Genomic DNA, 25757 nt, shown 5'->3' on the forward strand with positions numbered 1-25757 from the left:
GTCCGCGGGCCGTTTCGCCGTCCGGACGCGCGCGATTTCTCCCCGCCACGACACGCCGCGCCCGAGTGGACAACGAGATCGAACATGTGTTCGAATCCTCCCCATGCGATGGTCCAACCTGTCGGCTCCCCACGACGGCGACTCGCTCCTCGACAGGGCAGCGCCGGCGGCTCCACCCCTGCCGCTGGCGCTGCCCGGCGCCACGGTCCGCACCTTCGACACCCCCGGCTTCGCCGGGATGACGTTCTACGAGATCCGGGCGAAAAGCCTGATCAACCGCGTCCCGTCGAAGTCGCGGGTGCCCTTCGAGTGGACCGTCAACCCCTATCGGGGCTGCTCGCACGCCTGCTCGTACTGCCTGGCCGGTGACACCCCGATCCTGATGGCCGACGGCACCACCCGGCCGCTCGCCGAGCTGCGGCCCGGCGACGCCATCATGGGCACGATGGGGGCCGGCGCCTGCCGGCGGTACGTGTCGACCACGGTCCTCGACCACTGGTCGACCCAGAAGCCCGCGTTCCGCGTCACCCTGGCCGACGGCACCCGGCTGGTCGCCAGCGGCGACCACCGCTTTCTCACCGACCGCGGCTGGCGGCACGTCAGCCCGGCCGAGCCACACCACCCGGCGCTCGCGGTCGGCGACCTCATGTTCGGCGTCGGCCACTTCGCCGAGCCGCCCAAGGAGACACCGGAATACCAGGCGGGCTTCCTCTGCGGCCTGATCCGGGGCGACGCCGCGGTGGGCGGTCGCACGGCCCGCGAGGGTGACGCCTGGGTCCGCGCCGACGGCTATCTGGAAGACCTCCCGCTCCACGAGGCCCTGCGCTGGCCCGAGCAGCCCACCTCCGGGTGGTACCGCGGATTCCTGGCCGGCGCCTTCGGCTCGACCGGCCGGGCCGACCGGCTCGCCATCACCTTCACCAGCGGCGACCAGCTCTTCCTCAGCCGGGTCACCGACGCGCTCACCCGGCTCGGCCTGCCCAGCCGGGCCCCGGTCACCACCCGGCCGGGTGCCGCGGGCAGCGTCGAGATCGACCGCGACCTGTGGGCGGCGCTGCGCTTCCGGCACCTCACCGGCGTCGACGGCGCGCGGCTCGACGCCTCCGGGGTGGGCGTGCGCAGCAGCCGCGAGCTCGCGGTCGCCGACATCGAGGACCTCGGTCTCGCCCTCCCGCTGTTCGACATCTCGACCGGCACGAGCGACTTCATCGCCGACGGCGTGGTCAGCCACAACTGCTTCGCCCGCCACACCCACACCTATCTCGATCTCGACGCCGGCCACGACTTCGACACCAAGGTCGTCGTCAAGGTCAACGCGGGCGAGCTGATCCGCCGCGAGCTGGCCGCGCCCCGCTGGACCGGCGCCCCGATCGCCATGGGGACGAACGTCGACGTCTACCAGCGCGCCGAGGGCCGGTACCGCCTGATGCCCGAGATCCTGGCCGCGCTGCGCGACCACGCCAACCCGTTCTCGATCCTCACCAAGGGCACGCTGATCCTGCGCGACCTCGAGCTCCTCAAGCAGGCGGCCGAGGTGACCCGCGTCGGGCTCGCGGTCTCGGTCGGCTTCCTTGACGAGACGGTCTGGCGCTCGGTCGAGTCCGGCACCCCCAGCCCGCGGCGGCGGCTCGACGTGGTGCGCCGCCTGACCGACGCCGGCTTCCCGGTCGGCGTGCTGATGGCGCCCATCCTCCCCGGCCTGACCGACAGCGACGAGTCGATCGACGAGACGGTAGCCGCCATCGCCGAGGCCGGCGCCGTCGGCGTCACCCCGATCCCGCTGCACCTACGCCACGGCGCCCGCGAGTGGTACGCATCGTGGCTCACCCGCACCCACCCCGCCCTGGCCCCGCGTTACCGCGAGCTGTACGGCGACGGCTCCTACCTCCCCGACGCCTACCAGGCCGAGACCACCGCCCGCGTGCGCATGGCCGCCCGCCGCCACGGCCTGCACCGCCCCGACGCCTACCAGGCCCGCGACGTCGACCCCGCCCCGGAGTCAACGCCCACGCCCCCACCGCCACCGCGCCAGATGACCCTGCTCTGATCCGGCGCGGTCCCCACCCAGGCGGTCGCCGCTGAGGGGATCGCCGCCAAGGGCCGTCGCCGCTGAGCGCGGTCGCCCGACGAGGCCGTTACCCGGGCCAGGCCGACACCCGGCAAGGGCGGCCGGCCACAAGCGGGCGACCACGAGCGCGCAGCCAGGGGCAGGCGGCCAAGGACAGGCGGCCAGGGGGCAGGCGGCCAGGGGCAGCCACGGCGGGCGGCCACGGGCGGGCGGCCGAGGCAGCCAGAGGCAGGCGGCCGAGGCAGCCAGAGGCGGGCGGCCGGTGAGGGGTGCGTGCGGGTCAAGGGCGCCGCGCGGGTGCCGTGCCGGTCAAGGGCGCCCTCGCGGGTGCCGTGCGGGTCAAGGGCGGCCGTGCGGTCGACCTCGCCCGCGCGATCAACGGCGGGCCGCACCCACCGGCCCGCGGCTGTGATCACGCAGGCCGGAGTGTGATTGACGGATCACGTCGGGGAGGGAGGTCGTGACTACAGTCGATCGCATGAGAAGTGCACAGGAGATCCTGGCGGAGGCCAACGTCATCGCCGTGGTCGGGGCTTCGCGTGATCCGTTCAAGCCCGCGCACACCGTGCCATTGCAGATGCTTCGGCACGGGTGGCGGATCATTCCGGTGAACCCGTTCGTGGACGAGGTCTTCGGGGTCAAGACGGTGCCGACGCTGGCCGACATCGGCGAGCCGGTGGACCTGGTCGACGTGTTCCGGCCGGCTCGGGACGCGGTCGAGGTGGTCCGGCAGGCGATCGCGATCAAGGCGCCGGCGGTGTGGCTGCAGAGCGGCATCGTGTCGGCCGAGGCGCGGCGGCTCGCCGAGGAGGCTGGGATCGACTACGTCGAGGACCGCTGCCTCGCCGTCGAACGAGCCGTCGGGAGCCTCACCAGGCTGGCGTGAAGTCGGTCTAACCGGAGTCCGATCGGCGCCTATGGTGTCCCCTCGCTTCGCGGCGGCTAGTACGGTGCCGTGGAACGAGGAGGACCTCATGTCATATCCGACGCCCGGCGGCACGCCGGATCCATATCAGCCCCAGCAGCCGTACGGTCAGCCCTACGACCCCACGGCCAACCCGGGCGACCCGTCGAGCGGCCAGCCCGCCTACGGCCAACCCCCGTCGAGCGGCCAGCCTGCCTACGGTCAGCCCCCGTCGAGCGGCCAGCCGTACGGCCAGCCCGCGTACGGACAGCCCGCCTATGGACAGCCCCCGGCCAGCGACCAGCCCTACGGCCAGCCGCCCGCCTACGGGCAGCCCTCGCCGTACGGGCAGCAGCCGGGCTACGGCTACGGCCAGCCGGTCTACGTGCCCGTGGCCGGCACCAACACGCTGGCCATCCTGGCGCTGGTCTTCGCCTTCGTCTTCTCGCCCGCCGCGATCGTCCTCGGCCACCTGGCCAAGAAGCAGATCCGGCAGACCGGCGAGCAAGGCGAGGGCTTGGCCACCGCCGGCCTCTGGCTCGGCTACATCTTCACGATCATCGGCGTGCTGGTCTGCGCCTTCTACGTGATCGTGATCATCTTCGCGATCGGCGACGCCGCCAACAACAGCGGCGGCACGTTCTGAGCGCGCCGGGGCCGGTCGGCATCACCGTCCGGCCCCGGCCGCGAAACTCAACCGGCCAGCGCACCGCGAAACTCAGCCGGCCAGCGCACCGCGAAAACTTGGCCGGCCAGCGCACCGCGAAAGCTTGGCCGGGCAGCGGCCGGCCAGCGCACCGCAAGACTCAGCGGAACTCGGCCTCGCGCACGCTGTTCCCCCCATCGACGACCAGCATCTGGCCGGTGATGTAGGACGCCGCCGGCGAGCAGAGGAACGCGATCGCCGCCGCCACCTCGTCCGGGGTGCCGGGGCGGCCGATCGGCGTACCCAGGCCCTGCTTGATCTCGGTGACCGTCGAGGCGGCCGTGTAGATCGTGCCGGGGGCCACGCAGTTCACGTTGACCCCGTCGGCGACCAGCTCCATCGCCAGCGCACGGGTCAACCCCACGACTCCCGCCTTCGCCGCCGCGTAGGCCGCCTCGGTCGGCAGGGCGTTCACCGGGCCGGCGGTCGCGGCCAGGTTCACGATCCGGCCCCAGCCCCGCTCGGCCATCGCGCCCTGGAACGCGCGGCTGCACAGGAACGCCGTGCTCAGGTTCCGGTCGATCTCCGCTTTCCACTCGTCGTACGTGAGCTGGGCGACCGGCCGCAGCACCTCGGGGCTGGCCCGGCTCGCCAGGCCGGCGTTGTTGACCAGCACCTCGACGTCGCCGACCTGGTCGGTGATGGCGTCGGCGAGCGCGCCCACCTCGGCCTCGTCGGTCAGGTCGGCCACGAAACCGGTGACGCCCAGCTCGGCGGCCCGCTCGTGGATGCGCCGGGTGGTGGAGACGATCGCGACCCGGGCGCCGAGATCACGCAGGCGGCGGGCGGTGGCATAGCCGATGCCGTCGGGGCTGCCCGCGCCGGTGACCAGCGCGACCTTGCCGTCCAGGCGGAGCGTCACAGGGGCCTCTCCCGGGTCGGTGGCCTCGACCGGCGCATCCGCCGAATCGGGCGCATCGGGCGTGTTGGAACGCGGCCGGCGACCGGCCGCGGGTCGGGTGGCGTCGCGGCGAGAACGGCTTCCGCTGGCGGAGCGGGCGTCGAAGACCATGCGGCGATCCTGCCCCGTCGCCCGGGCCAGGGCAAACATCGCACCCATGTGGCGCACATCAAGCGCGCGTGACCTGGCGGTTTGGAGTGACACTTCAGATGCTCGGCGGCGGCGCTATCCGGCTCGTCGGGGCCGGCAGCGGCCGCACCGGATCGGCCGGCTGGAAAATCAGCGGTGCCGTGGCCCCGTAACGGGCCAGCAACTCACGCCGGGCCTCCTCGGCATCGCGGGCGCCCACCTCGACCCCCTTGCCGTCGTGACGCGCCCCGATGCTGACGATCCGCACCCCGCGATGGGCCCAATAGGGCAGGTCGGCGAGCACCCGGTCATGCCAGACAGCAAGCTCCCGGGCGGAGTGGTCGGCATCGCGCACGACCACGCAAGCATCCTCGGCCGACTTGCGGATGAAGTCGTCAAAGGCCGCCGACGGCTTGCGAAAGACGATCGCCCGCACCTGCTCCTGATCAACCTCGATCCCGGCGTAGCTCTCCCCGAACTCCCCCTTGCCCGCCCGCTCGATCCGATCCATAACGGACTCCAGCCGGGGCGGCGTGACCGGCACCTCGACCCCGCCGACGGTGAGATGCCCGGGCGTGCGCGGCACTCCACACCCCGCGGTGCTCCATCCGCCGGTCAGCCCCGGCGAGTCGACGATTTCCCCGTCCCCCGGATCACCACACCCACCGATCATGAGAACCACGCCCAGCGCGAGCCCGATCCGCAACCGCCGGCACATCGCATTCCCCCTCTCTACCACTTCCCTCACTCAACGAGCGACCCACGCTTTCCGGCAATTCACCGATTTCGTACGAGGCGCCAACCGCCCCCAACCGCAGCGAACAACGCCTTGCCTGCGGGGCAGCAGCCAGCTGCAACGAAAGGCCGTACCCCGGCATCCGGCCCGGTGGGTGGGTGGATGACGGGCTAGTCGGCGAGCGCGGGCTCCACGGCGCGGTTCGCGCGGGCGGCGCCCAGGACCACGACGGCGACGCCGGCGAGCAGGAGCAGCAGGCCGGGCAGCACGTCGGCGTGCGGTCGCTGCCCGAGCCAGACCCAGGCCAGCAGGGCCGCCCCCGGCACCTCGAGCAGGATCAGCACGCTGACCGTGGTCGCCGACGTGTGCTGCAGGGCGTAGTTGAACATCGAGTGCCCGAGCAACTGGGCGCCGGCCACGAGGGCGAGGATCGCGGCCCAGGTGCGCGCGTCGTAGCCGGCCAGATCGACCCGGCCGACCAGGCACACCAGCAGCAGACCGACCGCGCAGGTGCCGTAGCAGATCCAGGTGTAGGTCGTCGTGCTCAGTGTCGTCCGGGCCTGCTCGCCGAGCGCGGTGTACACGGCCGCCGCCACCGCGCCCAGCAGTGCCAGCACGTCGGCGAAGACGGCCCGTCCCGACACGCCCACGTCGACGCCGGTGGCCCAGGCCGCGCCGGCGACGGCCAGACCGATGCCGATCCACCCGGCGGTCGAGGGGCGGCGGCCCTGCGCGGCGGCGATCAGCCCCTGCCAGACCGGCTGGGTCGCGACAAGAGCGGTCGCGGTCGCCACCGAGCCCAATTGGACGCTCGGCATCCATGTTGCGAAATGTGCCGCAAGCGCCACCCCAGCCAGGAAGCAGAACGCCAGGCTTCGGCGGGTGGCGCCGGCGAGCTCGCGGCGACGGGGCCCGAGGGTCACCGGGGTGAGCGCCACGGCGGCCAGTCCGTTCCGCCAAAACGCGATGGCCAGGGCCGGAGCGGCCGCGAACGCGATCAACGGCGCCGACGAAGAGACCGCGAGCACGGCCACGACGAGCGCGACGACCGTCGTCAATCCAGGCCGTTGGCGAGGTGAGCGCGTATTCATCCCCGGCCGTCGCTTCTTGCGTTTCTTGCAGAGTTTCTCAGCACGTTTGCAGCCTGCTATTGAACGGAAAGTGACGACGTGACTACAGTCTCGGAGGTTGCCCTGCCCCTTTTGACCATCCGATGCCTCGGGAGGCTGATTTACCGTGTCCGCATACCGTGCGGTCGTGTTTGACTTTTTTGGCACCCTTACCCGCGCGGTCCAACGCGGACCCCAGCACGCCGAGATCGCCCGATCTCTGGGTGCGGACCCCGACGCGGTGCGAGGTGTGCTCGACCGCACGTTCCGGGCCCGGGCCCGGGGCCGTTACGGCTCCGCGGAGGCCACCCTACGGTGGGTCATCGAGCAGGCGGGTGGCCGCCCCCAACCGTCCCAGCTGCGCGCGGGCGTGCCGGCCCGGGTCAACGCGCTGCGGGCCGACACCCGGCTGCGGGCCGACGCCGTCAGCGCGCTCACCGCGATCCGCCGGCGCGGGCTCGCCACGGCCGTGGTCAGCGACTGCACCCACGAGCTGCCGGCCTTCCTGCCGAGCCTCCCGGTCGCCCCGCTGCTGGACGCCACGATCTACTCGGTACACCTGGGCGTCTGCAAGCCCGACCCCACGATCTACCTGGCCGCCTGCGACGAACTGGACGTGCACCCGTCCGAGTGCCTCTACATCGGCGACGGCGGCAGCAACGAGCTGACCGGCGCCGCCGCGATCGGCATGACCCCAGTGCGCCTCGCCGCCCCCGACCTGGCCCACCACCTGGTCTTCGACGCCGACACCAACTTCGCCGGCCGCACCGTCCGATCCCTCACCGAGGTGGTCGGCCTGATCGACCACACCCAGCTCCACCACGAGGTCGCCTCCCACTGAGCCCGGCGTGCGAGGATGGCGCGGTGACGTCTGCGGTCTTGGAAGAGGCGCTCAAGAAGGCCTCGCTCGCCTGGGTCTCGGTCGGCGACGGACCGGCCCTCGGCGTCTGGTGCCTGCCGCTAGAGGGCTCGCTGATCGTGGTGACCGGCCCCGGCGAGCAGTACGCACCCGGCCTGGCCGAGGCGTCCCGGGCCACCGTGCGCCTCCGGGGCGACACCGGCGGCCTGATCGTGATCGCCGAGATGTCCGTGAGCCGGCTGGCCCCGGGCACTGACGACTGGGAGACGGTCGCCCCACAACTGGCTCAGAAGCGCCTCAACGCCTCCGGCACCGCCGACGACGTGGTCGCGCGCTGGGCCGAGACGGGCTGCGCGGTCGTCCGGCTGACTCCCGAGGAGGACACGACGGCCCCCGGGCTGCCCTCCGACTCGGGTGCCACGGCCCCGCGCGAGACTCCGGCCCGCAACGAGACGCGCCGCCCCTACCGCCTCCACCGAGTCCGCGGGGCCGACCGACCTAGCCGATGAAGGGCGGGATCGCGATCTCGCCGCGGGCGATCGGGCAGACGTGGCCGGTGACCGTGGCCGATGTCGCCCGGCCGGCGGTGGCGGTGACCGTGCAGTCCAGCAGGGACGGGCGCTTCATCTCGATGCCCTGGTGGATGCGGTAGGGGGACGTGCCGTCGGCGGGCAGCACGCCGGCGCCGACCAGCCACACGCCCAGACCGAGGGCCGCCGAGCCGGTCGCCGGGTCCTCGGGAACGGCCGCCCCGGGCACGAAGACGCGGGAGTGCGCCTCGCCGCCGTCCGACCACGAGAAGACGCAGAGCTCGGTGACGCCCGCCTTCTCCGCCGCCGCGTTGTCGATGCGGATCCGCGCGAGCGCTTCCCGACGTACGGGAAGAAACACCCAGGTCAGACCGCACCCGGCGGAACGTGGGGCAGCGAGCCCGGCCATCTCGTGATCTTCGGCCGTCAGGCCGGCCACGGCCAGCAGCGGCGCGGGGTCGAGCGCCTCGCCCAGCGACGGCTCGCCGCCGGTCAGCGTGGCCGAACCGGTCTCGCGCACGGTGATCGGCAGCAGGCCGGCGCCGCACTCCTGCACCACGTCGCCGGGCGGGAAGAGACCGCGGCGCATCGAGGTCACCGCGGCGCCGACGCTCGGGTGGCCGGCGAAGGGCAGCTCGCTCTCGGGGGTGAAGATCCGCGCGCGATAGGTCGCCGCGGTCGTCGGCGGCAGCACGAAGACCGTCTCGGCCAGATTGAACTCGCGGGCCAGCGTGTGCATCTGGTCGGTGGCCAGGTCCTCGGCGCCGTAGATCACGGCCAGCGGATTCCCCGCGAACGGGCGGTCGGTGAACACGTCGACGATCTCGTACGCCACGGTGGACATGTCCGGACCCTAACCTAGGCTTGAGCTGTGACCATGGGGACGCGCGTTTATCTGGCCCGGCTCGCCGGGCTGAGCGTCTTCGACCCCAACGGCGACCGGGTGGGCCGGGTGCGCGACGCGGTCGTGCGGCTGCGCACCACGAACCGGCCCCCGCAGATCGTCGGGCTGGTCGCCGAGATGGCGCTGCGCCGCCGGATCTTCCTGCCGATCGGGCGGATCACCTCGATGGACTCCGAGGCGGTCGTGCTCAGCACCGGCACGCTCAACCTGCGCCGCTTCGAGAAGCGGCCGAACGAGCTGCTCGTGGTGGAGGACCTGCTCGACCGGCGAGTCACGGTGATGCCCGAGAGCGGCGACGGGCCGGGCGCCATGGCCAACGTCGTCGACATCGGCATGGAGCAGAACCGCAGCAACGAGTGGCTGGTCACCCGGGTCGCGGTGCGCGAGCACACCGGCCGGCTGGCCCGGCGCGGCCACGTCTACCAGGCCGAGTACGAGCGGATCCGCAACCTCTTCGGTCCCACCGACACCCAGGGCACGTCCAACCTGCTGGCCCTGCTCGAGCAGATGCGCCCGGCCGACATGGCGAACGCGCTGCAGGACCTGCCCGACGCCCGGCGCAACGAGGTCGCGGCCGCGATGAGCGACCGCACGCTGGCCGACGTGCTCGAGGAACTGCCCGAGCACGACCAGGTCGAGATTCTGGTACGCCTCGACCGCGAGCGCGCCGCCGACGTGCTCGAGCGGATGGACCCGGACGACGCCGCCGACCTGCTCGCCGAGCTGCCCAAGACCGAGCAGACCGTGCTGCTCGACCTGATGGAGCCCGAGGAGGCGGCCCCGGTCCGCCAGCTCATGAACTACCAGCAGGGCACCGCGGGCAGCGTGATGACCTCCGAGCCGGTGATCCTCACGCCGGACGCGACGGTCGCCGAGGCGCTGGCCCGCATCCGTGAGCCCGAGCTCTCCCCGGTGGTCGCCGCGCAGGTTTTCGTGGCGCGCGCGCCCTCGGCCACGCCGACGGGTAAGTACCTCGGCATGGTCCATTTCCAACGGCTGCTGCGCGAGCCGCCCGCGTCGATCCTGGGCGGCCTGGTCGACAGCGATCTGGAACCGCTGCGGCCCGAGGTGACGCTGGCCGAGGTCACCAAGCGGATGGCGACGTACGACCTGGTGTCGATGCCGGTGGTGGACGGCTCACACCGGCTGCTCGGGGCGGTCACGGTCGACGACGTGCTCGACCACTCGCTGCCCCGCGACTGGCGTGACCGCGACGCGCTGACCAACGATGAGGTGGCCACCGCTGTACAGACGGCCGCCGAACACGCCGGCGGCGGGCCGCGGGTGGAGCCGTGAGCACCGAGCCGCGGCGGGACCGCCTCGACCAGCCGGTGGAGCCCGGCCGGGTGCGGCTGCCCCGGCTCAATCCGGAGACGTTCGGCCGCTGGTCGGAGGCGATCGCCCGGGGCATGGGCACGGCCCAGTTCATCGTCTGGATGACGATCGTGATCGGGGCGTGGTTCGCGTGGAACACTCTCGCTCCGGCGGCGCTGCGCTTCGACCCGTACACCTTCACGTTCTTGACCTTGATCTTGTCCTTGCAGGCGTCCTACGCGGCGCCCTTGATCCTTCTCGCGCAGAACCGGCAGGCCGACCGCGATCGCCTGGCGATGGAGGAGGACCGCCGTCGGGCCGCCATGCAGAAGGCCGACACGGAGTACCTGGCCCGCGAGATCGCCTCCCTGCGCATCGCTCTCGGTGAGGTCGCCACCCGCGACTTCCTGCGCAACGAGCTGGCCCGCCTGGCCGATGAGCTGGACGAAGCCGCGCTCCGGCGAGAGAAAAGGGCTCGCTCGGAGTGGGAGGAGGATCGCAAGGACTGGGAAGCCGACCGCACTTAGCCACGAAGTAGAGTCGATCCCATGTCCGCTCCCGCCCCCACGCTCGAGGACGCGATCCAGGCCGCGCTGGCCACGGTCGATGACCCCGAGATCCGCCGCCCGATCACCGACCTCGGCATGGTCAAGGGCTTCACCGTCGCCGAGAGCCACGTCAAGGTCGAGCTCCTGCTGACCGTCGCCGGCTGTCCCCTGCGCGACAAGCTCACGACGGACATCACCGCCGCCGTAACCAAGATCCCGGGGATCACCTCGGTGAGCATCGACTTCGGCGTGATGTCCGAGGAGCAGCGCAAGGCCTTGCAGGCCACGCTGCGCGGTGATTCCGGCGCGGCGGAACCGGTCATTCCGTTCGCCCAGCCCGGCTCCCGCACGAGGGTGTACGCGGTGGCCAGCGGCAAGGGCGGCGTCGGCAAGTCGAGCGTGACGGTCAACCTGGCCGCGGCCCTGGCCAAGCGCGGGCTCGCGGTCGGCGTGATCGACGCGGACATCTACGGCCACTCCATCCCGCGCATGCTCGGCGTCGAGGGCCGGCCGACCCGGGTCGAAGACATGATCATGCCGCCGCAGTCGCACGGCGTGAAGGTGATCTCGATCGGCATGTTCACGTCCGGCAACGCGGCCGTGGTCTGGCGCGGGCCGATGCTGCACCGCGCGCTGCAGCAGTTCCTCGCCGACGTCTACTGGGGTGACCTCGACGTCCTGCTGCTCGACCTGCCGCCGGGCACCGGCGACGTGGCCATCTCGCTGGCCCAGCTCCTGCCGAACGCGGAGATCCTGGTCGTGACGACGCCGCAGGCCGCGGCGGCCGAGGTGGCCGAGCGGGCGGGCGCGATCGCGCTGCAGACCCACCAGCGGCTGCTCGGCGTCGTGGAGAACATGTCCTGGCTCGAGCTGCCGGACGGCTCGCGCATGGAGGTCTTCGGGTCGGGCGGCGGGCAGACCGTGGCCGACTCGCTGACCCGCACGGTCGGCGCCTCGGTGCCGCTGCTCGGTCAGGTGCCGCTGGACACCCGGGTGCGTGAGGCCGGCGACGCCGGGACCCCGGTGGTGCTGGCCGACCCCGAGACGGCCGCCGCGAAGGCGCTCGACGAGGTGGCGGGCCGGCTCGCCGTCCGGCGGGACTCGCTCGTCGGCAAGCCGCTGGGCCTGATGGTCAACGCCAAGCGGTAACTCTTACGTAGCGTCCAGGTCGAAGCTCTGCGCGGCCGGGCGCTTCGCGACCTCGGTGCTGGGGGTGGCCGGCTTCTTGATGTCGGCGGCGGCGGCCACCTCGGACAGGTCGGCCTTGACGCCGTTCAGGTCGCTTTTCACGTCCTCGAAGAGGCCCTGCAGCGGCTTGCGGAGGGCTTCCTCGTCCTCCTCGCTGAGGATGTGCTTCCGGATGAACGCCTTCGGATGCAGGTCCTGCAGCTGGAGATCGGTGCCGAGCTCCTTGTTCAGGTCGGAGGTGGCGTTTTGCGCCATGGCGCGCAGGCCGCGCAGCATGCGCATGCCGTCGCCGATAACCTTCGGCAGGCGCTCACCGAAGATCAGCAGCGCGAGCAACAGCAGCGCGCCGATCTCCCACCAGTTCAGGTTCTCGAACATGTGGCCTCCCTGACGTCCGCGCCAAGCCTACGCACGCGCGCGGCGTGTACACACCCCCGGCCGGGAGATCAATTGCTGTCCGCGACGAGCGTCACTGACGTCGTCGAGGTCTTGCTCCCCCGGCGGTATTCGACCGGCACCACCGTGCCCGGCGCGTACTTGCGGACGAGCGCGATCAGGTCGGTGCCGTCCTCGAGGACGTGGTTGTCGAGCTTCGTGATCACGTCGCCGGCCTTGAGGCCCGCGGCGGCGGCCGGACCGGACGGCTCGACCGAGCGCAGGCGGGCGCCGGTGACCGTGGCGGTCCCGGTGACCACGTCGGCGCCGATCACCGTACGGCGGGCCTTGCCGTGGTCGATGATGTCGGTCGCGATGCGCTTGGCCTGGTTGATCGGGATGGCGAAGGCGATGCCGATGTTCCCGGCGTCGGCCTCGGTGGCGCTCAGCGAGCGGATCACCGAGTTGACCCCGATGACCTGACCGGCCGCGTTGACCAGCGGGCCGCCCGAGTTGCCCTGGTTGACCGCGGCGTCGGTCTGGATGGCCGCGTAGTAGCGGGTGGTGCCGCCCGGGTCGCCGGACTGCAGCGTGCGGTCGAGGGCGCTCACGATGCCGGCGGTCACGGTGTTTACCAGCGCCAGCGGCGAGCCGAACGCGAGCACCGGGTCACCGACCGCGACCGAGTCGGAGTTGCCGAGCGTCACCGGGGAGAGGCCGGTCTTGGCGACCTTGATCACAGCGATGTCGGACTCGGGCTCGCGGCCGACGAGGCTCGCCTTGGCCGTGGAGCCGTCGCTGAACGACACCGACATGGTGTCGTCGGCGCCCTCGACGACGTGGTCGTTGGTGATCACGTAGCCGTCCGCCGAGACCACGAAACCGGAGCCGATCGCGCCGGTGACCCGCACGGTCACCACGCTCGGCAGCACCTTTTTCGCGACCCCGGCCAGCGAGTCGGGTGCCCGGTTGACCGCGGCCGACGGGTCGGCCTGTGGCGCGCCGAGCTGGGTGTTGCCGCCGTTCGCGAGACCGCCGCGGACCGCGAAGACGAAACCGAGCGTGCCGCCGAGACCCCCGGCGAGCAGGGCCGTGACCAGGCAGATCAGCAGGACCGGGGCGAGCGAGCGGCGCGGGGCGTCGGGGTCGACGACCGGCTCGGGGGCGGGGCCGGTGCTCTCGCCGGCGGCCGGCACGACGACCTGGGACGGCGCGTAGGGGTCACGCCACGGGTCGGCCAGCGCGTCGGACCACCACGGCGAGCCGCCGTTCGCGCCGTTCGCACCGTACGCGGGCGTGCGCGAGCCGGAAGCGGGCGGCGGAGCGGAGCGCGCGTTCCAGCCGTCGGTCACGTCGGTGCCTCCCACTCGTGGTCCCTAGGAGCCCGGCTCCCCCTCCAGAATGACACGGATCCCCGAGCGCTCCCGGCCCCGGCCTCTTTATCCCATCGACGGCCCGGTGCGTCCCGGGAGAGCATCGCTCTACTCTCTTATCCGATGTACGCCCGTTCCGCACGTGCATCCCCCTCGCCCCCGGAGGTCGTCATCGTCCCGCCCGCCCGTCCGATCGGCCCGCAGACCGCGCAGTCGCTGCAGTTCGCCGAGGCCTACGCCAGCGAGGACATCGTGCTGCAGACTGCGCGGGGCCTTTCCCACGAGCTCGGCCTCGACTGCGTCACCCCGGCCGCGGGCTCCGTGCTGCGTCTGCTGGCTGCCGCGGGCAGCGCCAAGGCGATGGTCGAAATCGGCACCGGTACGGGGGTGAGCGGCGTCTGGCTGCTGCGGGGCATGCGCGCCGACGGGGTCCTGACCACCATCGACGTGGAGAACGAGCACCAGCGGATCGCCAGGCGCATCTTCCTCGAGGCCGGCTTCGCCTCCTCACGTACCCGGATCATCACCGGCCGGGCGCTGGACGTGCTGCCCCGGCTCGCCGACGGCGTCTACGACCTGGTCTTCGTCGACGCGGACGCGACCGAGTTCGGCGCGTGCGCGGAGGCGGCGCTGCGGCTGCTGCGGCCGGGCGGCGTGCTGGTGGTCAACGGCGCGATGGCCAACGGCCGGATAAGCGATCCCTCGGCCCGCGACGTGGACACGCTGACCATCCGCGAGACGGTCCGCATGGTCCGCGAGGCCGAGGAGTGGATCCCGGCGGTGATCCCGTCCGGGGCGGGTCTGCTGGCGGCGGTCAAGCGCTGAGCTTCACGGGCTGTTTCCGCAGCCTGCCGGTCTTCTTCGTGGGACAGTGGGCCCGAGGTGGCGATCGGGGCGATCCTGGTCCGGTCGTCGTCGGGACGAGCGGCCGACCGGATCGGAAACACGAGAGCGTGACCTTTCGCGAAGACGTGGAAAGCCCGCCGGTACGGGCGGTACCGTACCGGCGGGCTCGCGTGAAACGTCAGCCGGCGATCGACTTCAACGCGTCACCCAGCGCGTTGGCCTCGTCCGGAGTCATCTCAACGACGAGACGGCCACCACCTTCCAGCGGGACGCGCATGACGATGCCCCGCCCCTCCTTGGTGACCTCCAGCGGACCATCGCCCGTCCGCGGCTTCATCGCCGCCATTTCGTCTCCCCTCAGACCTACATCAGGGTGTCGGTGGGTTTCCCCACAGCCACAGCTCTTCGGCTAGCTCAGCTCAACGCCGCGTGCTCAGCCCCACGCGGCGTGGTACCTCGTTATCCGACCCTCGGCCGAGGGCCATCGCGCGCTTCATGCGACCCGGCCCACCGTGCCGATCAAACATTTTCCCTGATGAACACCGGCGAACCCAAACCCAGCCCGGGCGGATGTGACAGCGTCTAGCATATCGTCTTTTGGGCTGTCACAATGTGCGGTCATGCAGGCGCGGTCGGCACTCTTCGACCTGTACGGCGACTACCTCCGCCCTCGAGGCGGGCGGGCGCCGGTCGCCGCCCTGGTCAGGCTGCTGGCGCCGCTCGGAATAGCGCCGCCCGCGGTGCGTACCGCGGTCTCCCGGATGGTGCGTCAGGGCTGGTTGCACCCCCTGCGCCTGGTCTCCGGACCGGGTTATCTGCTCACCCCGAAGGCCGCGCGCCGGCTGGACGAGGCGGCGGCCCGTATCTACCGCACCGGACGATCCGGATGGGACGGGCGCTTCGACCTCATTCTGCTGCATGGCCCGCTCGCCAAGAAGGACGCCAACCGCCTGTCGTTCCTCGGGTACGGCACGCTCGGCGATCACGCCTGGGTCGCGCCGCGCGCCGCCGACGAGGTGGACGCCGTCCTGGTCGACGCCGGCGTGGGCTACGAGCGGTTCAGCGCCGCACACGCGGCCGGCTCGCCCGGCGCGGCCGAGGTGGTCGGCAAGGCCTGGGATCTGCCGTCGCTGGCCTCGTCGTACGAGTCGTTCGTCGCCGACCTGCGGCCGGTGGTGACCGCGGTCAACACCCGCAGCAGCGATGAGGAGGCGTACGCGGCCCGGTTCCGGCTCGTGCACGCCTGGCGCTCGTTCCTGTTCCGCGACCCGCAGCTGCCGCCGTCGCTGCTGCCGGCGCGGTGGCCCGGGCTGAGCGCGGCGGGCTTCTTCGACCGGCACGCGACCCGGTTGCGGCCGGCCGCCGATCGCTATGTCGAACGCTGCCTGCAGTCGGTCAGCAGGGGCGCCCGTGTGGGATTCTCAGACTCATGACAGATTCCCTGCTCGTCGATCGCAACGGTGCGGTCGTCACGCTCACGCTCAACCGCCCCGAGGCGATGAACGCGCTCGACGTCGACCTCAAGGTGGCGCTGCGCGACACGCTCGCGTCGCTCGAGACCGACCGCGCCTGCCGGGCGATCGTGCTGACCGGCGCGGGCCGCGGCTTCTGCGTGGGGCAGGACCTGCGCGAGCACGCCGAGCAGCTGGAGTCCGGCCACACCGACCTCGACACGGTGCGGGCCCACTACAACCCGATCGCGCAGCGGCTGGCGAGCATGCCCAAGCCGGTGATCGCCGCGGTGCGCGGCATGGCGGCCGGGGCCGGCGCCTCGTTCGCGCTGCTGGCCGACTTCCGGATCGGCGGCCCGTCGACGAAGTTCCTGATGGCGTTCGCGAACGTGGGGCTGGCCGGCGACAGCGGCGTTTCCTGGTCGCTGCCGCGGATCGTGGGGCACGCGCGGGCGCTCGAGCTGCTGCTGCTGGCCGAGCCGATCGCCGCCCCTCAGGCGGAGAAGTACGGCATGCTCTCCCGGCTGGTGGATTCCGACGACGAGGTGCTGCCGGCGGCGCAGGAACTGGCCTCTCGGCTGGCGGCGGGCCCAACCGTGGCGTACGGGGCGATCAAGCGCGAGCTGTCGATCGGGGACGCCGGGACACTCTCCGACGCGCTGGCCGCGGAGGCCCAGGCCCAGGCGATCTGCGGGGGCACGGCCGACCACAAGGCGGCGGTCAGCTCGTTCCTGGCCAAGCAGAAGCCGGTCTTCGAGGGCCGCTAGGACGTGTTATGACCGATTTGGGATCACCACATTCATAGTGGTCTATCTCTAGGCTCCTCCCATCGCGTCCTACCGGGCGCGTCTCGACCCCTGGGAGGACCTCGATGGTCAGGTGGCGGATTCTTCTGGGTACGGCCGTGGCCGTACTCACCGCCGCGGCGATGGGCGCGACCGCGTCCCCCGCCGTGGCATCCTCAGCGGGCTCTGGGGACGGCGTCGCGCCGAGCACCAACGTCGTGGGCGGCTCGCGGGCCGCGCAGGGCGAGTTCCCGTTCATGGTGCGGCTCTCGATGGGCTGCGGCGGGGCGCTGTACAGCCCGACGATCGTGCTCACCGCGGCGCACTGCGTGAGCCGCACCGGCACCAACACGTCGATCACCGCCACGCTCGGGGTGGTCGACCTGCAGTCGAGCAGCCGGATCACCCGGAAGTCGAACTACGTCTACCGGGCGCCCGGGTACAACGGCAATGGCAAGGACTGGGCGCTGATCCGGCTGGCCAGCCCGGTGACCGGACTGGCGACGCTGCCGATCGCCTCGAGCACGGCGTACGACTCGGGCACGTTCACGATTGCCGGCTGGGGTGCGGCAACCGAGGGCGGCGGGCAGCAGCGCTACCTGCTCAAGGCCCAGGTGCCGTTCGTCAGCGACGCCACCTGCAACTCGGCGTCGATGTACAACGGCGAGGTCATCGCGACCGACGAGATCTGCGCGGGTTACACGGCCGGCGGCGTCGACACCTGTCAGGGCGACTCCGGCGGCCCGATGTTCCGCACCGACTCGGCGGGCGCCTGGGTGCAGGTCGGCATCGTCAGCTGGGGCGACGGCTGCGCCCGGCCCAACAAGCCCGGCGTCTACAGCCAGGTCAGCTACTTCTCCGCCGCCATCAAGTCGGCCGCCGCGAGCCTGGGCGGCTGACGCCGGACCGCGACACCGGCCGCTACTCGCCCAGCCGGCCCGGCGTCGCATCCCACGGCCCCGCAGCCTCGGTTTGCCCTGCTGCGGGGCCGTGGTCTGCCGTCAGTCGTCGTCGTCCTCTTCCTCGGGGTCCTGGTTGGCTTCCTCGCCGAGGACGAACGCCTGCATGGCCAGCTCGTCGCCCGAGGGCCAGACGTAGGTGGGCAGTTCCTTGGGGCCCAGCTCGACCACGTGGGTCCAGAACTGGCGCACCGCGTCGGCCGGGGTCGCCGCCTCGATCGGCAGGGCCAGGCTGACCAGCCAGGTCGGCGTGCCGGGCCCGGGCTCGCCGGCGAGCGCCGCCGCCAGCCGGCGGAACTGCTGGGCCTCGACCTCGACCGGACCGCCCCCGGCGGCCAGGCCCGCCGCGGCGACCGGGCTGTCGAAGGCGTGGCGCAGATAGGTCAGGACCAGGTCGTCACCGTCGGCTTTCGCCGCACGGGCCAGCGCCACCACGTGGTCGTCGGCGATCAGCAGCACCTCATCGTCAGGCGCGACCGCACCCGAGGGCGACGTCGCCGCGCCCGGCATTGTCACGGTCTCGTTGTGGAAGAGCCGCTCGGTCGCCCACTGGTCCGCCGGAATGATCACCGCCCACTGCGCCATGCGCTCCATCTCATCACGCGGTCGCGTCGGCCGAGATCGGTGGGACCCAACAGCCCGCCACGTGGTCGTCGACCATGCCGGTGGCCTGCATCAACGCGTACGCCGTGGTGGGGCCGACGAATTTGAAGCCGAGCTTTTTCAGGCGCTTGGCCATCGCGATCGACTCGGTCGTGGTGGCCGGAATGCCGGCCCGGCCGCTCGGGCGGGGCGGGCGCGGCGTCGGCGCGAACGACCAGAGCAGGACGGAAAGGCCGTCGGGGAGGTCGGCGGCGACCCGCGCGTTGTGCAGGGTGGCGTCGACCTTGGCCCGGTTGCGGACGATGCCGGTGTCGGCCATCAGGCGGGTGGCGTCGGCGTCGGAGAAGGCCGCGACCTTGTCGATCGAGAAGTTGTCGAAGGCTGCCCGGAACGCCGGCCGTTTACGCAGGATCGTGATCCAGGAGAGGCCGGACTGGAACGCCTCGAGGCTCATCCGCTCGAAGAGCGCGTCGTCACCGCGGACCGGCCGGCCCCACTCGGTGTCGTGATAGCCCACGTAGTCGGGGGTGCTGCCGCCCCAGAAGCAGCGGGCGCGGCCGTCGGGCCCGATCACCAGCCCGGATTCGTCTGTCATGGCGACCACCGTAGGGGGACCCTCCGACAAAATTGCCTTCAGGCCGGTCAAGGGCGGCGGTGGGGCGGTCGGATGGGGGGGCTAGGGGAGACGGCCCTGCTCGACCAGGCGCCCGAACTTGCGCAGCGCGCCCGTGAAGCCCAGTTTCGACCCCGGCCACAGCACCGGCCAGGCCACCTTTCCGGCCGGCCCGGCGGGCAGATGAAACCACTCGTGCAGGACGACCTGGGTGCGGTCGCCGGACATCGCCGTGCAGCGGACCGATCCCGGACCCCGCAGGACCTTGCCGCAGTGCACCACTCGTACCTCGAAAGGGGGGTTGACCTTGACGACCCGGAGCTCGTCACGCAACGACGCGGGCCCGATCGCGGTGACCGCCTCGACCAGACTCCCCTCGCCGCCGTCGCCCTCGACCACGCGCACCCGGGTGAACGGGATCCACTGGGACTGACCCTCCCAGTTGAGGAACGCGGCGAAGACCTTGGCGGCCGGCGCGTTCACGATGACCGTTGCGGTCACCTCGCCGGTACCGGGGCTGGCGGCGTCGTCCAGCCCGTCGCTCACCGCGGCTCCGCCGGCTCGGACTCTCCGTCCGGCCGGCCCGCGACCGCCGTCGACCGGACTGAGGACTCCTCGGGCACGTCGTCCGGCGGCGGCGGTACGGCCGAGAGCTCGATCAGGGCGCCGTCGTCGGTCGTGGCGGCCGGCGGCGGGGCGACCGGCGCGATCGCGGCCTCGCGCGCCCGGCGCAGCGCGTCGGCGTCCGCCGTACGGCCCTCGCGCAGCGCGGCGACCTCGGCCTCGAGCACGCTGATCAGCTCACCCTTGTACCCGATGTCGTAGGCGGCACGCTGCAGCGCCTGGTCGACCTGCGCCATCCGGTAGCCGCGCCAGGCCGTGTCGAAACGGGTGCCGGAGATGTCGTCCTCGTCGAGCGGGCGGTCGGTCGGCAGCGGCACGGCACTGCCATCGGCTTCGACGGGCGTCAATCCGGAGTCGCCTCCGCTCAGCATCACGGTCACGCCGAAGACGATCGCGGCGACCACCAAGGCGACCACGATGAAGAGGAAAAGCTGACCCATGCGCACGATGTTGGCATGCCCGCCGTTTGGTGGCGAGCCCGCCACCCCGACCGCGGGGTCACGGTCCGGTCAGGTCCAGGTCAGGATCTTTTTACGCCAGGCATAGAGGATCCCCAGCGCGAGCACGGCAATGAAGATCGCCATCTCGGTGACCGTGGCGGCGCCGAATCCCGGCAGGTCGAAGACCACGGCCCAGGGGAAGAGAAAAACGGCTTCCACGGCGAAAAGCACATAAAGGTACGCATATACGTAGTAACGGATCTGTGCTTGCGCCCAGTCGCCGCCGACCGGATCGATACCGCTCTCGTACGCGATGAACTTGCCCGGCGGCTCGGCCGGATCACCTGGGCGAAGTAGCCGGTTGGCCGAGAAGGCACCCACGAAGACGACCACGCCGGCCCCGATCACCAGCGCGAGCGTGGCGTACGACCCGAGATATCCGTCCACGAGGCGACAGCCTAGTAAACCGAGTGAGATGCATGACCCGCCGGATGGTGGACTCTTCTGGATCGAGCAAGCATCACGTCAGTACTGTGGGCAGCGGCCTGCGGCGGGTAGTAAGGACCGCCGACGTAGGCTGGAGATGACTAACGTGGGCCGGCCCATAGACGTGCGTACCCCGCCCGGCCGGCGCCCCTTGGAGGTTGAGATCGTGGCCGCTGGAGCAAAGCGAGTCGAGCAGTTGGATCGGGTGGTCATCCGATTCGCCGGCGACTCGGGCGACGGCATGCAGCTGACCGGTGACCGGTTCACGTCCGAGACCGCTCAGCTCGGTAACGACATCTCCACGCTGCCCAACTTCCCGGCCGAGATCCGCGCACCAGCAGGCACGCTGCCGGGCGTGTCGAGCTTCCAGGTGCACTTCGCCGACTACGACATCCTCACCCCCGGCGACGCACCGAACGTTCTGGTCGCGATGAATCCCGCCGCGCTGAAGGCGAACCTCTCCGACCTCCCGTCCGGCGCCGACCTCATCGTGAACACCGACGAGTTCACCAAGCGAAACCTGGCCAAGGTCGGATATGCGACCAACCCGCTCGAGGACGGCTCGCTGGACGGGTACGCGGTTCACCCCGTCGCGCTGACCTCGATGACCGTCGGCGCGCTCGCCGACCACGGCGTCTCCAAGAAGGACGCCGAGCGGGCCAAGAACATGTTCGCCCTCGGCCTGCTCAGCTGGATGTACTCGCGCCCGTTCGAGTCGACCATCCGGTTCCTCGAGCGCAAGTTCGCCAAGCGCCCCGACCTGGTCGCGGCGAACAAGGCGGCCTTCAACGCGGGGTGGAGCTTCGGCGAGACGACCGAGGACTTCGCGGTCCGCTACGAGATCAAGCCGGCCAAGATGCTCCCGGGGACGTACCGGAACATCACCGGCAACCAGGCGCTCGCGCTCGGTCTCGTCGCCGCGGGCGTCCGGTCCAAGCTGCCGGTGTTCCTCGGCGCCTACCCGATCACCCCGGCCTCCGACATCCTGCACGAGCTGTCGAAACACAAGAAGTTCGGCATCACGACCATGCAGGCCGAGGACGAGATCGCGGCGATCGGCGCGGCGCTGGGCGCCTCGTACGGCGGCGCGCTCGGCGTCACCACCACCTCGGGCCCCGGCGTGGCGCTCAAGGGCGAGACGATCTCGCTGGCGATCGCGCTCGAGCTGCCGCTGGTCGTCGTCGACGTGCAGCGGGCCGGGCCGTCCACCGGCATGCCGACCAAGACCGAGCAGGCCGACCTCAACATGGCGCTGTACGGCCGGCACGGCGAGGCGCCGCTCGCGGTGATCGCGCCGAAATCGCCGTCCGACTGCTTCCACGCGGCGATCGAGGCGGCGCGGATCGCGCTGACCTACCGCACGCCGGTCATCCTGCTCTCCGACAACTACGTGGCCAACGGCTCCGAGCCGTGGCTGCTGCCCGAGGCCGGCGAGCTGCCCGACCTGAGCGTCGAGTTCGCCGCCGCGCCGAACGGCGACGACGGCCGCTTCCTGCCGTACCTCCGCGACCCGTCGACCATGGCGCGCCCGTGGGCGATCCCCGGCACGCCGGGCCTCGAGCACCGGATCGGCGGCCTGGAAAAGGCCGACAAGACCGGCGACATCTCGTACGACCCGGCCAACCACGAGTTCATGGTGCGCACCCGGGCGGCCCGGATCGAGGCCATCGAGGTGCCCGACATCGAGGTGGAGGACCCGGACGCCGAGAACGGCGACGGCCAGGGCTCGAAGGTGCTGGTGCTGGGGTGGGGCTCGACCTACGGCCCGATCGGTGCCGCCTGCCGGGCCCTGCGGCAGCGCGGACTGCCGATCGCCCAGGCCCACCTGCGGCACCTCGCTCCGCTGCCGGGCAATCTCGGTGAGGTGCTCAAGGCGTACGACAAGGTAGTGATCCCCGAGATGAATCTGGGCCAGCTGGCTCACGTGATCCGGGCGAAGTACCTGGTCGACGCCGTTCCGTTCAACCAGATCAGCGGCCTGCCGTTCACCGCCGCGACGCTGGAAAGCATGCTCGAGGACGTGGTCAAGAATGGCTAGCCCTGCCGTTGAGTTGAAGCTGACCGCCAAGGACTTCAAGTCCGATCAGGAGGTCCGCTGGTGCCCCGGTTGCGGTGACTACTCGATCCTCGCGGCCATGCAGCGGTTCATGCCCGAGCTGGGCATCCCGCGGGAAAAGACGGTCTTCATCTCCGGCATCGGGTGCTCGTCCCGGTTCCCGTACTACATGAACACGTACGGGATGCACTCGATCCACGGTCGTGCGCCGGCGATCGCCACCGGCCTGTCGGCCTCCCGCCCCGACCTGTCCGTCTGGGTTGTCACGGGCGACGGCGACGCGCTCTCGATCGGCGGCAACCACCTGATCCACGCCCTCCGGCGCAACGTCAACCTCAAGATCCTGCTGTTCAACAACCGGATCTACGGCCTGACGAAGGGCCAGTACTCCCCGACCTCCGAGCTCGGCAAGATCACGAAGTCGACGCCCGCGGGCTCGGCCGACTCGCCGTTCAACCCGCTGTCGCTGGCCCTCGGCGCCGAGGCCTCCTTCGTGGCCCGCACGATCGACTCCGACGCCAAGCACCTCCAGTCGGTGCTGCGCGCGGCCGCCCAGCACGAGGGCAGCGCCTTCGTCGAGATCTACCAGAACTGCAACATCTTCAACGACGGCGCCTTCGAGCTCATCAAGGACCCGTCCACCCGCGACGACCACCTGATCCGCCTCGAGCAGGGCCAGCCGATCACCTTCGGCAGCGAGGGCCAGTTCTCGGTCGTCCACCCGGCCGGCGGCTTCGGCCTCTCGGTCCGCGACTCGACCTCGATCGGCAACGAGTCCCCGGTCGTCCACGACGCCACGGTCGACGACCCGGCGTACGCGTTCGCCCTGTCCCGCCTCTCGGGCTCCGACCTGTCCACGACCCCGATCGGCGTCTTCCGCGACGTCCGCCGCCCCACCTACGACCAGATCCTGCAGAAGCAGCTCGAGGACGCCAAGGCCGAGGCCACCGGCACCCCCGACGAGATGCTCGACTCCCTGCTGAACGCCGCCGACACCTGGACCATCATGTAGCTGCCGCCCTTCAGCGCCATTTGTCCGGGCGCTGGAACGTGCGACCGGTCGTAGCGTCCTGGACGACCGCAGGCATTTGCGCGCTCCGGAGGACCGACTCACGGATGAAGAAGTGGCCGAGGTTTCCCACGCTCAGCAGATGCCGCGAGAGTTTGGTGTTGCCCGGCGGCATGCCGACGTAAAGGCGCTGGCCAGGCACCACGAGCCGGACGGCTTGTAGTGCCGGCCGCATGTCGGTGTCGGCGCTCACGAGAAGGCTGGTGTCGGAGACCCCGAGCGCCGCGTCGGCCACCATCATGGCGCCGAGGGCGACGTCCGTCTCCTTCTCCTCGTGCGAGCGATACTCCAGGCCGCATCCGCAGCGGTAGGGAGCGCCGCATCGACGGCACGCGCGGATCGTACGGTCCTTGAATCGGCCCAGGTGCACGTCGAGGCGAGAGCCGTTCCGTGCCCGCATCGCGTCAAGGTAGCCGAGCTGATTGTGGACACCCTCGGCGTCATTGCGCACCAGCGCGGTGAAGTAGCGGACGAGGACGACATCGTCCTTCGGCCTGAGGAGACGAATCAGGTCAACCGGGTCGAGCCACATGTACTTTCGCCGGTACTTGCTTTTCATGCCGTAGTAGAGGTTGAAGCCGTCGATGTAGGCGGCAAGTGACGCCATTGCTTTTGCTCTCCCGGTCGAGGGGGTGTACGCTAGACAAGCTCGACGCCGAGAGATACGGCAGGACGGCCCCCTCGGGGGCCGTTTTTTCTTGCCCTCGCCCATCTAGCGGCGTGTAACGTAGTCTTACGCCTAGTCTAGAGGTGATGACATCGGAACGCATCTACCAATAACCGGGGAGTTGTTCGTAAACGCCGGCCGCTCACTAGGGCTTCAGACTTCGGCGCGAATGCGGCGGGCGCGATCCACTCGGTGTCGCGAGCCCGACACGGGGCGCATATCGCCCGTCGACCGATATAGCGCGCTGTGCGGAGGATCCCGGCTAGCCAGCGGATGATGTCCGGGTCGCGGAGGGCGGTTCGGGGTTTGCCACTCACGCAGAATGAAGGCCTCGGGCCAGCGCAGCTGGGCCCCAGGCCGGCCTCGGCGGGAGCGACGGTCTGCACCATGCAACCAGGCACGACTTCATGAATTTGACCTGGTCTTGGAGGTTGCTGCCGGCCGATCAGACGGAGAGACCCACGCTGCTTTCCTCGACGCGGATGTAGACCAGCATGTCGCCGGTTTCGATGGTCACCGCTTGCTCGCCGCCCAGGGGAAGCACCTTGCCCCGGCGGATCAGGGCGACCACCAGGGTGGTCAGTTCGCGCGGGTTTCGGCCTACCTCGCTGCGTTCGGCGCTGCGCATGGCCAGCGCCATGCCCTGGCCGGGGGTCAGGAGATCTTCGACCACGTCGATCAGGGGCGGGGCCGTGGTGGTCAGGCCGAGCAGGCGGCCGGCGGTGGCGGAGGAGACGATCACGTGGTGGGCGCCGCTCTGTTTGAGGAGGGCGGCGTTTTCCTGTTCGCGGACGGCGGCGATGATGCGGACCTGGCCGGCGGTCAGCTGGCGGACCGTGAGGGTGATCAGGACGGACGCCTCGTCGCTGTCGGTGGCGATGATGACGGCCTTGCAGTTCTTGACGTCGGCCTCGTTGAGGACGGACGAGCGGGTGGCGTTGCCCTCGATGGCGGCGAGACCGGTCGAGGCGGCCTGGCGCAGCGCGACCTCGCGATTTTCGACCACCACGATGCGCGCCTTGTCGTAACCGTTCTCCAGCAGCGCGGCGACCGCGGCCCGGCCCTTGGTGCCGTAGCCGCAGACGATGACGTGGTCCTTCAACTTGCGCCTCCACCGGCCCACACGCAGGCTGTTGCGGTACTGGTCGGTGAGGACCTCGAGGGTCGTGCCGACCAAAATGATCAGGAAGAGCACCCTCGCTGGGGTGATCACCAGGACATTCACCAGCCGGGCGTCCTGGGTGACCGGGGTGATGTCGCCGTAACCGGTCGTCGAGAGCGTCACGACCGCGTAGTAGAAGCAGTCGAGCAGTGACAGGCCATCCTCGTTGATGTCCCGGTACCCGTCCCGGTCGATGTAGATGATCGTGACCGTGACCAGGACCAACGCGACCGCGAACGCCACCCGGACGCCAAGCGCGCGCAGGGGGCTATGGCGAACCAGAGGCAGATGGATCATTTCTCGTCCCGCACGCACACACCATAGTTGGCCGCGCACAGGCACGCCCTCCAGG

The 25757-nt window shown here is 71.0% G+C and carries 28 protein-coding genes; 14 read left to right on the forward strand and 14 right to left on the reverse strand.

Going from position 1 to position 25757, the window contains the following annotated elements:
- Window positions 1-103: 103 nt before the first annotated feature.
- From A3CQ_RS0121115 to A3CQ_RS63690, 3 genes are all read left to right on the forward strand, one after another.
- Entirely contained in the window at window positions 104-2047 is a 1944-nt protein-coding gene (locus A3CQ_RS0121115; RefSeq protein WP_020512941.1) for an intein-containing Rv2578c family radical SAM protein, read from the forward strand.
- Window positions 2048-2546: 499 nt separating this feature from the next.
- Window positions 2547-2954, forward strand: coding sequence for a CoA-binding protein (locus A3CQ_RS0121120; RefSeq protein WP_020512942.1), 408 nt, complete (start codon window positions 2547-2549; stop codon window positions 2952-2954).
- A gap of 88 nt (window positions 2955-3042) precedes the next feature.
- The gene (locus tag A3CQ_RS63690) at window positions 3043-3618 is read left to right on the forward strand and encodes a DUF4190 domain-containing protein (RefSeq protein WP_040432686.1); all 576 of its coding nucleotides are present in this window, start codon (window positions 3043-3045) and stop codon (window positions 3616-3618) included.
- 160 nt (window positions 3619-3778) lie between these two features.
- Here the strand turns inward: A3CQ_RS63690 and A3CQ_RS0121130 are convergent, their stop codons facing one another.
- The 3 genes from A3CQ_RS0121130 to A3CQ_RS0121140 form a co-directional block, all read right to left on the reverse strand.
- Window positions 3779-4690, reverse strand: coding sequence for an SDR family NAD(P)-dependent oxidoreductase (locus tag A3CQ_RS0121130; protein WP_020512944.1), 912 nt, complete (start codon window positions 4688-4690; stop codon window positions 3779-3781).
- 94 nt (window positions 4691-4784) lie between these two features.
- A complete protein-coding gene (locus A3CQ_RS60950; RefSeq protein ID WP_157296125.1) occupies window positions 4785-5219 on the reverse strand; it encodes a hypothetical protein in 435 nt (144 codons plus the stop codon).
- Between the two features lie 395 nt (window positions 5220-5614).
- Window positions 5615-6535, reverse strand: a complete 921-nt coding sequence (locus A3CQ_RS0121140; protein ID WP_051115301.1) for a DMT family transporter — start codon at window positions 6533-6535, stop codon at window positions 5615-5617.
- Between the two features lie 145 nt (window positions 6536-6680).
- Between A3CQ_RS0121140 and A3CQ_RS53565 the strand changes: the two genes are divergently transcribed.
- Both A3CQ_RS53565 and A3CQ_RS0121150 read left to right on the forward strand, forming a co-directional pair.
- Entirely contained in the window at window positions 6681-7394 is a 714-nt protein-coding gene (locus tag A3CQ_RS53565) for an HAD family hydrolase (protein WP_040432658.1), read from the forward strand.
- Between the two features lie 23 nt (window positions 7395-7417).
- A complete protein-coding gene (locus A3CQ_RS0121150; RefSeq protein WP_157296127.1) occupies window positions 7418-7921 on the forward strand; it encodes a hypothetical protein in 504 nt (167 codons plus the stop codon).
- On the opposite strand, the gene A3CQ_RS0121155 is transcribed toward A3CQ_RS0121150, so the two are convergent.
- Window positions 7911-8786 carry a PhzF family phenazine biosynthesis protein gene (locus A3CQ_RS0121155; RefSeq protein ID WP_020512949.1) on the reverse strand — a complete coding sequence of 292 codons (876 nt, stop codon included), beginning with the start codon at window positions 8784-8786 and terminating at the stop codon, window positions 7911-7913. The two genes, A3CQ_RS0121150 and A3CQ_RS0121155, sit on opposite strands and share 11 nt — an antisense overlap.
- Window positions 8787-8813: 27 nt before the next feature.
- Between A3CQ_RS0121155 and A3CQ_RS0121160 the strand changes: the two genes are divergently transcribed.
- The 3 genes from A3CQ_RS0121160 to A3CQ_RS0121170 are packed head-to-tail and all read left to right on the forward strand — an operon-like array spanning window position 8814 to window position 11857.
- Window positions 8814-10142, forward strand: coding sequence for a magnesium transporter MgtE N-terminal domain-containing protein (locus A3CQ_RS0121160; RefSeq protein ID WP_020512950.1), 1329 nt, complete (start codon window positions 8814-8816; stop codon window positions 10140-10142).
- Window positions 10139-10687 carry a DUF1003 domain-containing protein gene (locus tag A3CQ_RS0121165; protein WP_020512951.1) on the forward strand — a complete coding sequence of 183 codons (549 nt, stop codon included), beginning with the start codon at window positions 10139-10141 and terminating at the stop codon, window positions 10685-10687. The genes A3CQ_RS0121160 and A3CQ_RS0121165 overlap by 4 nt, the downstream gene beginning before the upstream one ends.
- A 21-nt stretch (window positions 10688-10708) precedes the next feature.
- Window positions 10709-11857, forward strand: coding sequence for an Mrp/NBP35 family ATP-binding protein (locus A3CQ_RS0121170; RefSeq protein ID WP_020512952.1), 1149 nt, complete (start codon window positions 10709-10711; stop codon window positions 11855-11857).
- 3 nt (window positions 11858-11860) lie between these two features.
- Here A3CQ_RS0121170 and A3CQ_RS0121175 read toward each other — a convergent pair whose 3' ends face one another.
- Together A3CQ_RS0121175 and A3CQ_RS0121180 are read right to left on the reverse strand one after the other, a co-directional pair.
- Window positions 11861-12274 carry a twin-arginine translocase TatA/TatE family subunit gene (locus A3CQ_RS0121175; protein ID WP_020512953.1) on the reverse strand — a complete coding sequence of 138 codons (414 nt, stop codon included), beginning with the start codon at window positions 12272-12274 and terminating at the stop codon, window positions 11861-11863.
- 68 nt (window positions 12275-12342) lie between these two features.
- Window positions 12343-13623, reverse strand: a complete 1281-nt coding sequence (locus A3CQ_RS0121180; RefSeq protein WP_157296158.1) for a S1C family serine protease — start codon at window positions 13621-13623, stop codon at window positions 12343-12345.
- A gap of 273 nt (window positions 13624-13896) precedes the next feature.
- Between A3CQ_RS0121180 and A3CQ_RS0121185 the strand changes: the two genes are divergently transcribed.
- The gene (locus tag A3CQ_RS0121185) at window positions 13897-14469 is read left to right on the forward strand and encodes an O-methyltransferase (protein WP_245577302.1); all 573 of its coding nucleotides are present in this window, start codon (window positions 13897-13899) and stop codon (window positions 14467-14469) included.
- A gap of 199 nt (window positions 14470-14668) precedes the next feature.
- Here the strand turns inward: A3CQ_RS0121185 and A3CQ_RS59245 are convergent, their stop codons facing one another.
- On the reverse strand, window positions 14669-14836 hold the full coding sequence (locus tag A3CQ_RS59245; protein ID WP_014447667.1) for a DUF3117 domain-containing protein: 168 nt from the start codon (window positions 14834-14836) through the stop codon (window positions 14669-14671).
- A gap of 274 nt (window positions 14837-15110) precedes the next feature.
- Between A3CQ_RS59245 and A3CQ_RS0121195 the strand changes: the two genes are divergently transcribed.
- The 3 genes from A3CQ_RS0121195 to A3CQ_RS0121205 all read left to right on the forward strand — a co-directional run bounded on the left by A3CQ_RS0121195 (window position 15111) and on the right by A3CQ_RS0121205 (window position 17625).
- Window positions 15111-15923 carry a PaaX family transcriptional regulator gene (locus A3CQ_RS0121195; protein WP_020512956.1) on the forward strand — a complete coding sequence of 271 codons (813 nt, stop codon included), beginning with the start codon at window positions 15111-15113 and terminating at the stop codon, window positions 15921-15923.
- Window positions 15920-16708, forward strand: a complete 789-nt coding sequence (locus tag A3CQ_RS0121200; protein ID WP_020512957.1) for an enoyl-CoA hydratase-related protein — start codon at window positions 15920-15922, stop codon at window positions 16706-16708. Before A3CQ_RS0121195 ends, A3CQ_RS0121200 begins: the two co-directional genes overlap by 4 nt.
- Window positions 16709-16812: 104 nt before the next feature.
- Window positions 16813-17625, forward strand: coding sequence for a serine protease (locus A3CQ_RS0121205; protein WP_026205980.1), 813 nt, complete (start codon window positions 16813-16815; stop codon window positions 17623-17625).
- A 102-nt stretch (window positions 17626-17727) separates the two neighbouring features.
- Here the strand turns inward: A3CQ_RS0121205 and A3CQ_RS0121210 are convergent, their stop codons facing one another.
- The 5 genes from A3CQ_RS0121210 to ndhC form a co-directional block, all read right to left on the reverse strand.
- Complete coding sequence (locus A3CQ_RS0121210; RefSeq protein ID WP_020512959.1) at window positions 17728-18270, reverse strand: hypothetical protein; 543 nt, start codon at window positions 18268-18270, stop codon at window positions 17728-17730.
- Between the two features lie 13 nt (window positions 18271-18283).
- Window positions 18284-18883, reverse strand: coding sequence for a DNA-3-methyladenine glycosylase I (locus tag A3CQ_RS0121215; RefSeq protein WP_026205982.1), 600 nt, complete (start codon window positions 18881-18883; stop codon window positions 18284-18286).
- A gap of 81 nt (window positions 18884-18964) precedes the next feature.
- Window positions 18965-19447, reverse strand: a complete 483-nt coding sequence (locus tag A3CQ_RS0121220; protein WP_020512961.1) for an SRPBCC family protein — start codon at window positions 19445-19447, stop codon at window positions 18965-18967.
- The gene (locus tag A3CQ_RS0121225) at window positions 19444-19965 is read right to left on the reverse strand and encodes a DivIVA domain-containing protein (RefSeq protein WP_020512962.1); all 522 of its coding nucleotides are present in this window, start codon (window positions 19963-19965) and stop codon (window positions 19444-19446) included. Before A3CQ_RS0121225 ends, A3CQ_RS0121220 begins: the two co-directional genes overlap by 4 nt.
- A 69-nt stretch (window positions 19966-20034) precedes the next feature.
- Window positions 20035-20412 carry an NADH-quinone oxidoreductase subunit A gene (gene ndhC, locus A3CQ_RS0121230; RefSeq protein ID WP_020512963.1) on the reverse strand — a complete coding sequence of 126 codons (378 nt, stop codon included), beginning with the start codon at window positions 20410-20412 and terminating at the stop codon, window positions 20035-20037.
- Window positions 20413-20617: 205 nt separating this feature from the next.
- Between ndhC and A3CQ_RS0121235 the strand changes: the two genes are divergently transcribed.
- Window positions 20618-22489: a 2-oxoacid:acceptor oxidoreductase subunit alpha gene (locus A3CQ_RS0121235; RefSeq protein ID WP_040432688.1), complete on the forward strand. Its 1872-nt coding sequence runs from the start codon at window positions 20618-20620 to the stop codon at window positions 22487-22489.
- Window positions 22482-23519 carry a 2-oxoacid:ferredoxin oxidoreductase subunit beta gene (locus A3CQ_RS0121240; protein WP_026205984.1) on the forward strand — a complete coding sequence of 346 codons (1038 nt, stop codon included), beginning with the start codon at window positions 22482-22484 and terminating at the stop codon, window positions 23517-23519. Before A3CQ_RS0121235 ends, A3CQ_RS0121240 begins: the two co-directional genes overlap by 8 nt.
- 10 nt (window positions 23520-23529) lie before the next feature.
- Here the strand turns inward: A3CQ_RS0121240 and A3CQ_RS0121245 are convergent, their stop codons facing one another.
- Together A3CQ_RS0121245 and A3CQ_RS0121250 are read right to left on the reverse strand one after the other, a co-directional pair.
- On the reverse strand, window positions 23530-24183 hold the full coding sequence (locus tag A3CQ_RS0121245; protein ID WP_020512966.1) for an NYN domain-containing protein: 654 nt from the start codon (window positions 24181-24183) through the stop codon (window positions 23530-23532).
- A gap of 505 nt (window positions 24184-24688) precedes the next feature.
- Window positions 24689-25702, reverse strand: coding sequence for a potassium channel family protein (locus A3CQ_RS0121250; protein WP_026205985.1), 1014 nt, complete (start codon window positions 25700-25702; stop codon window positions 24689-24691).
- Window positions 25703-25757 lie beyond the last annotated feature (55 nt).

This window comes from Paractinoplanes globisporus DSM 43857 (assembly GCF_000379645.1).
Lineage (GTDB): Bacteria > Actinomycetota > Actinomycetes > Mycobacteriales > Micromonosporaceae > Actinoplanes > Actinoplanes globisporus.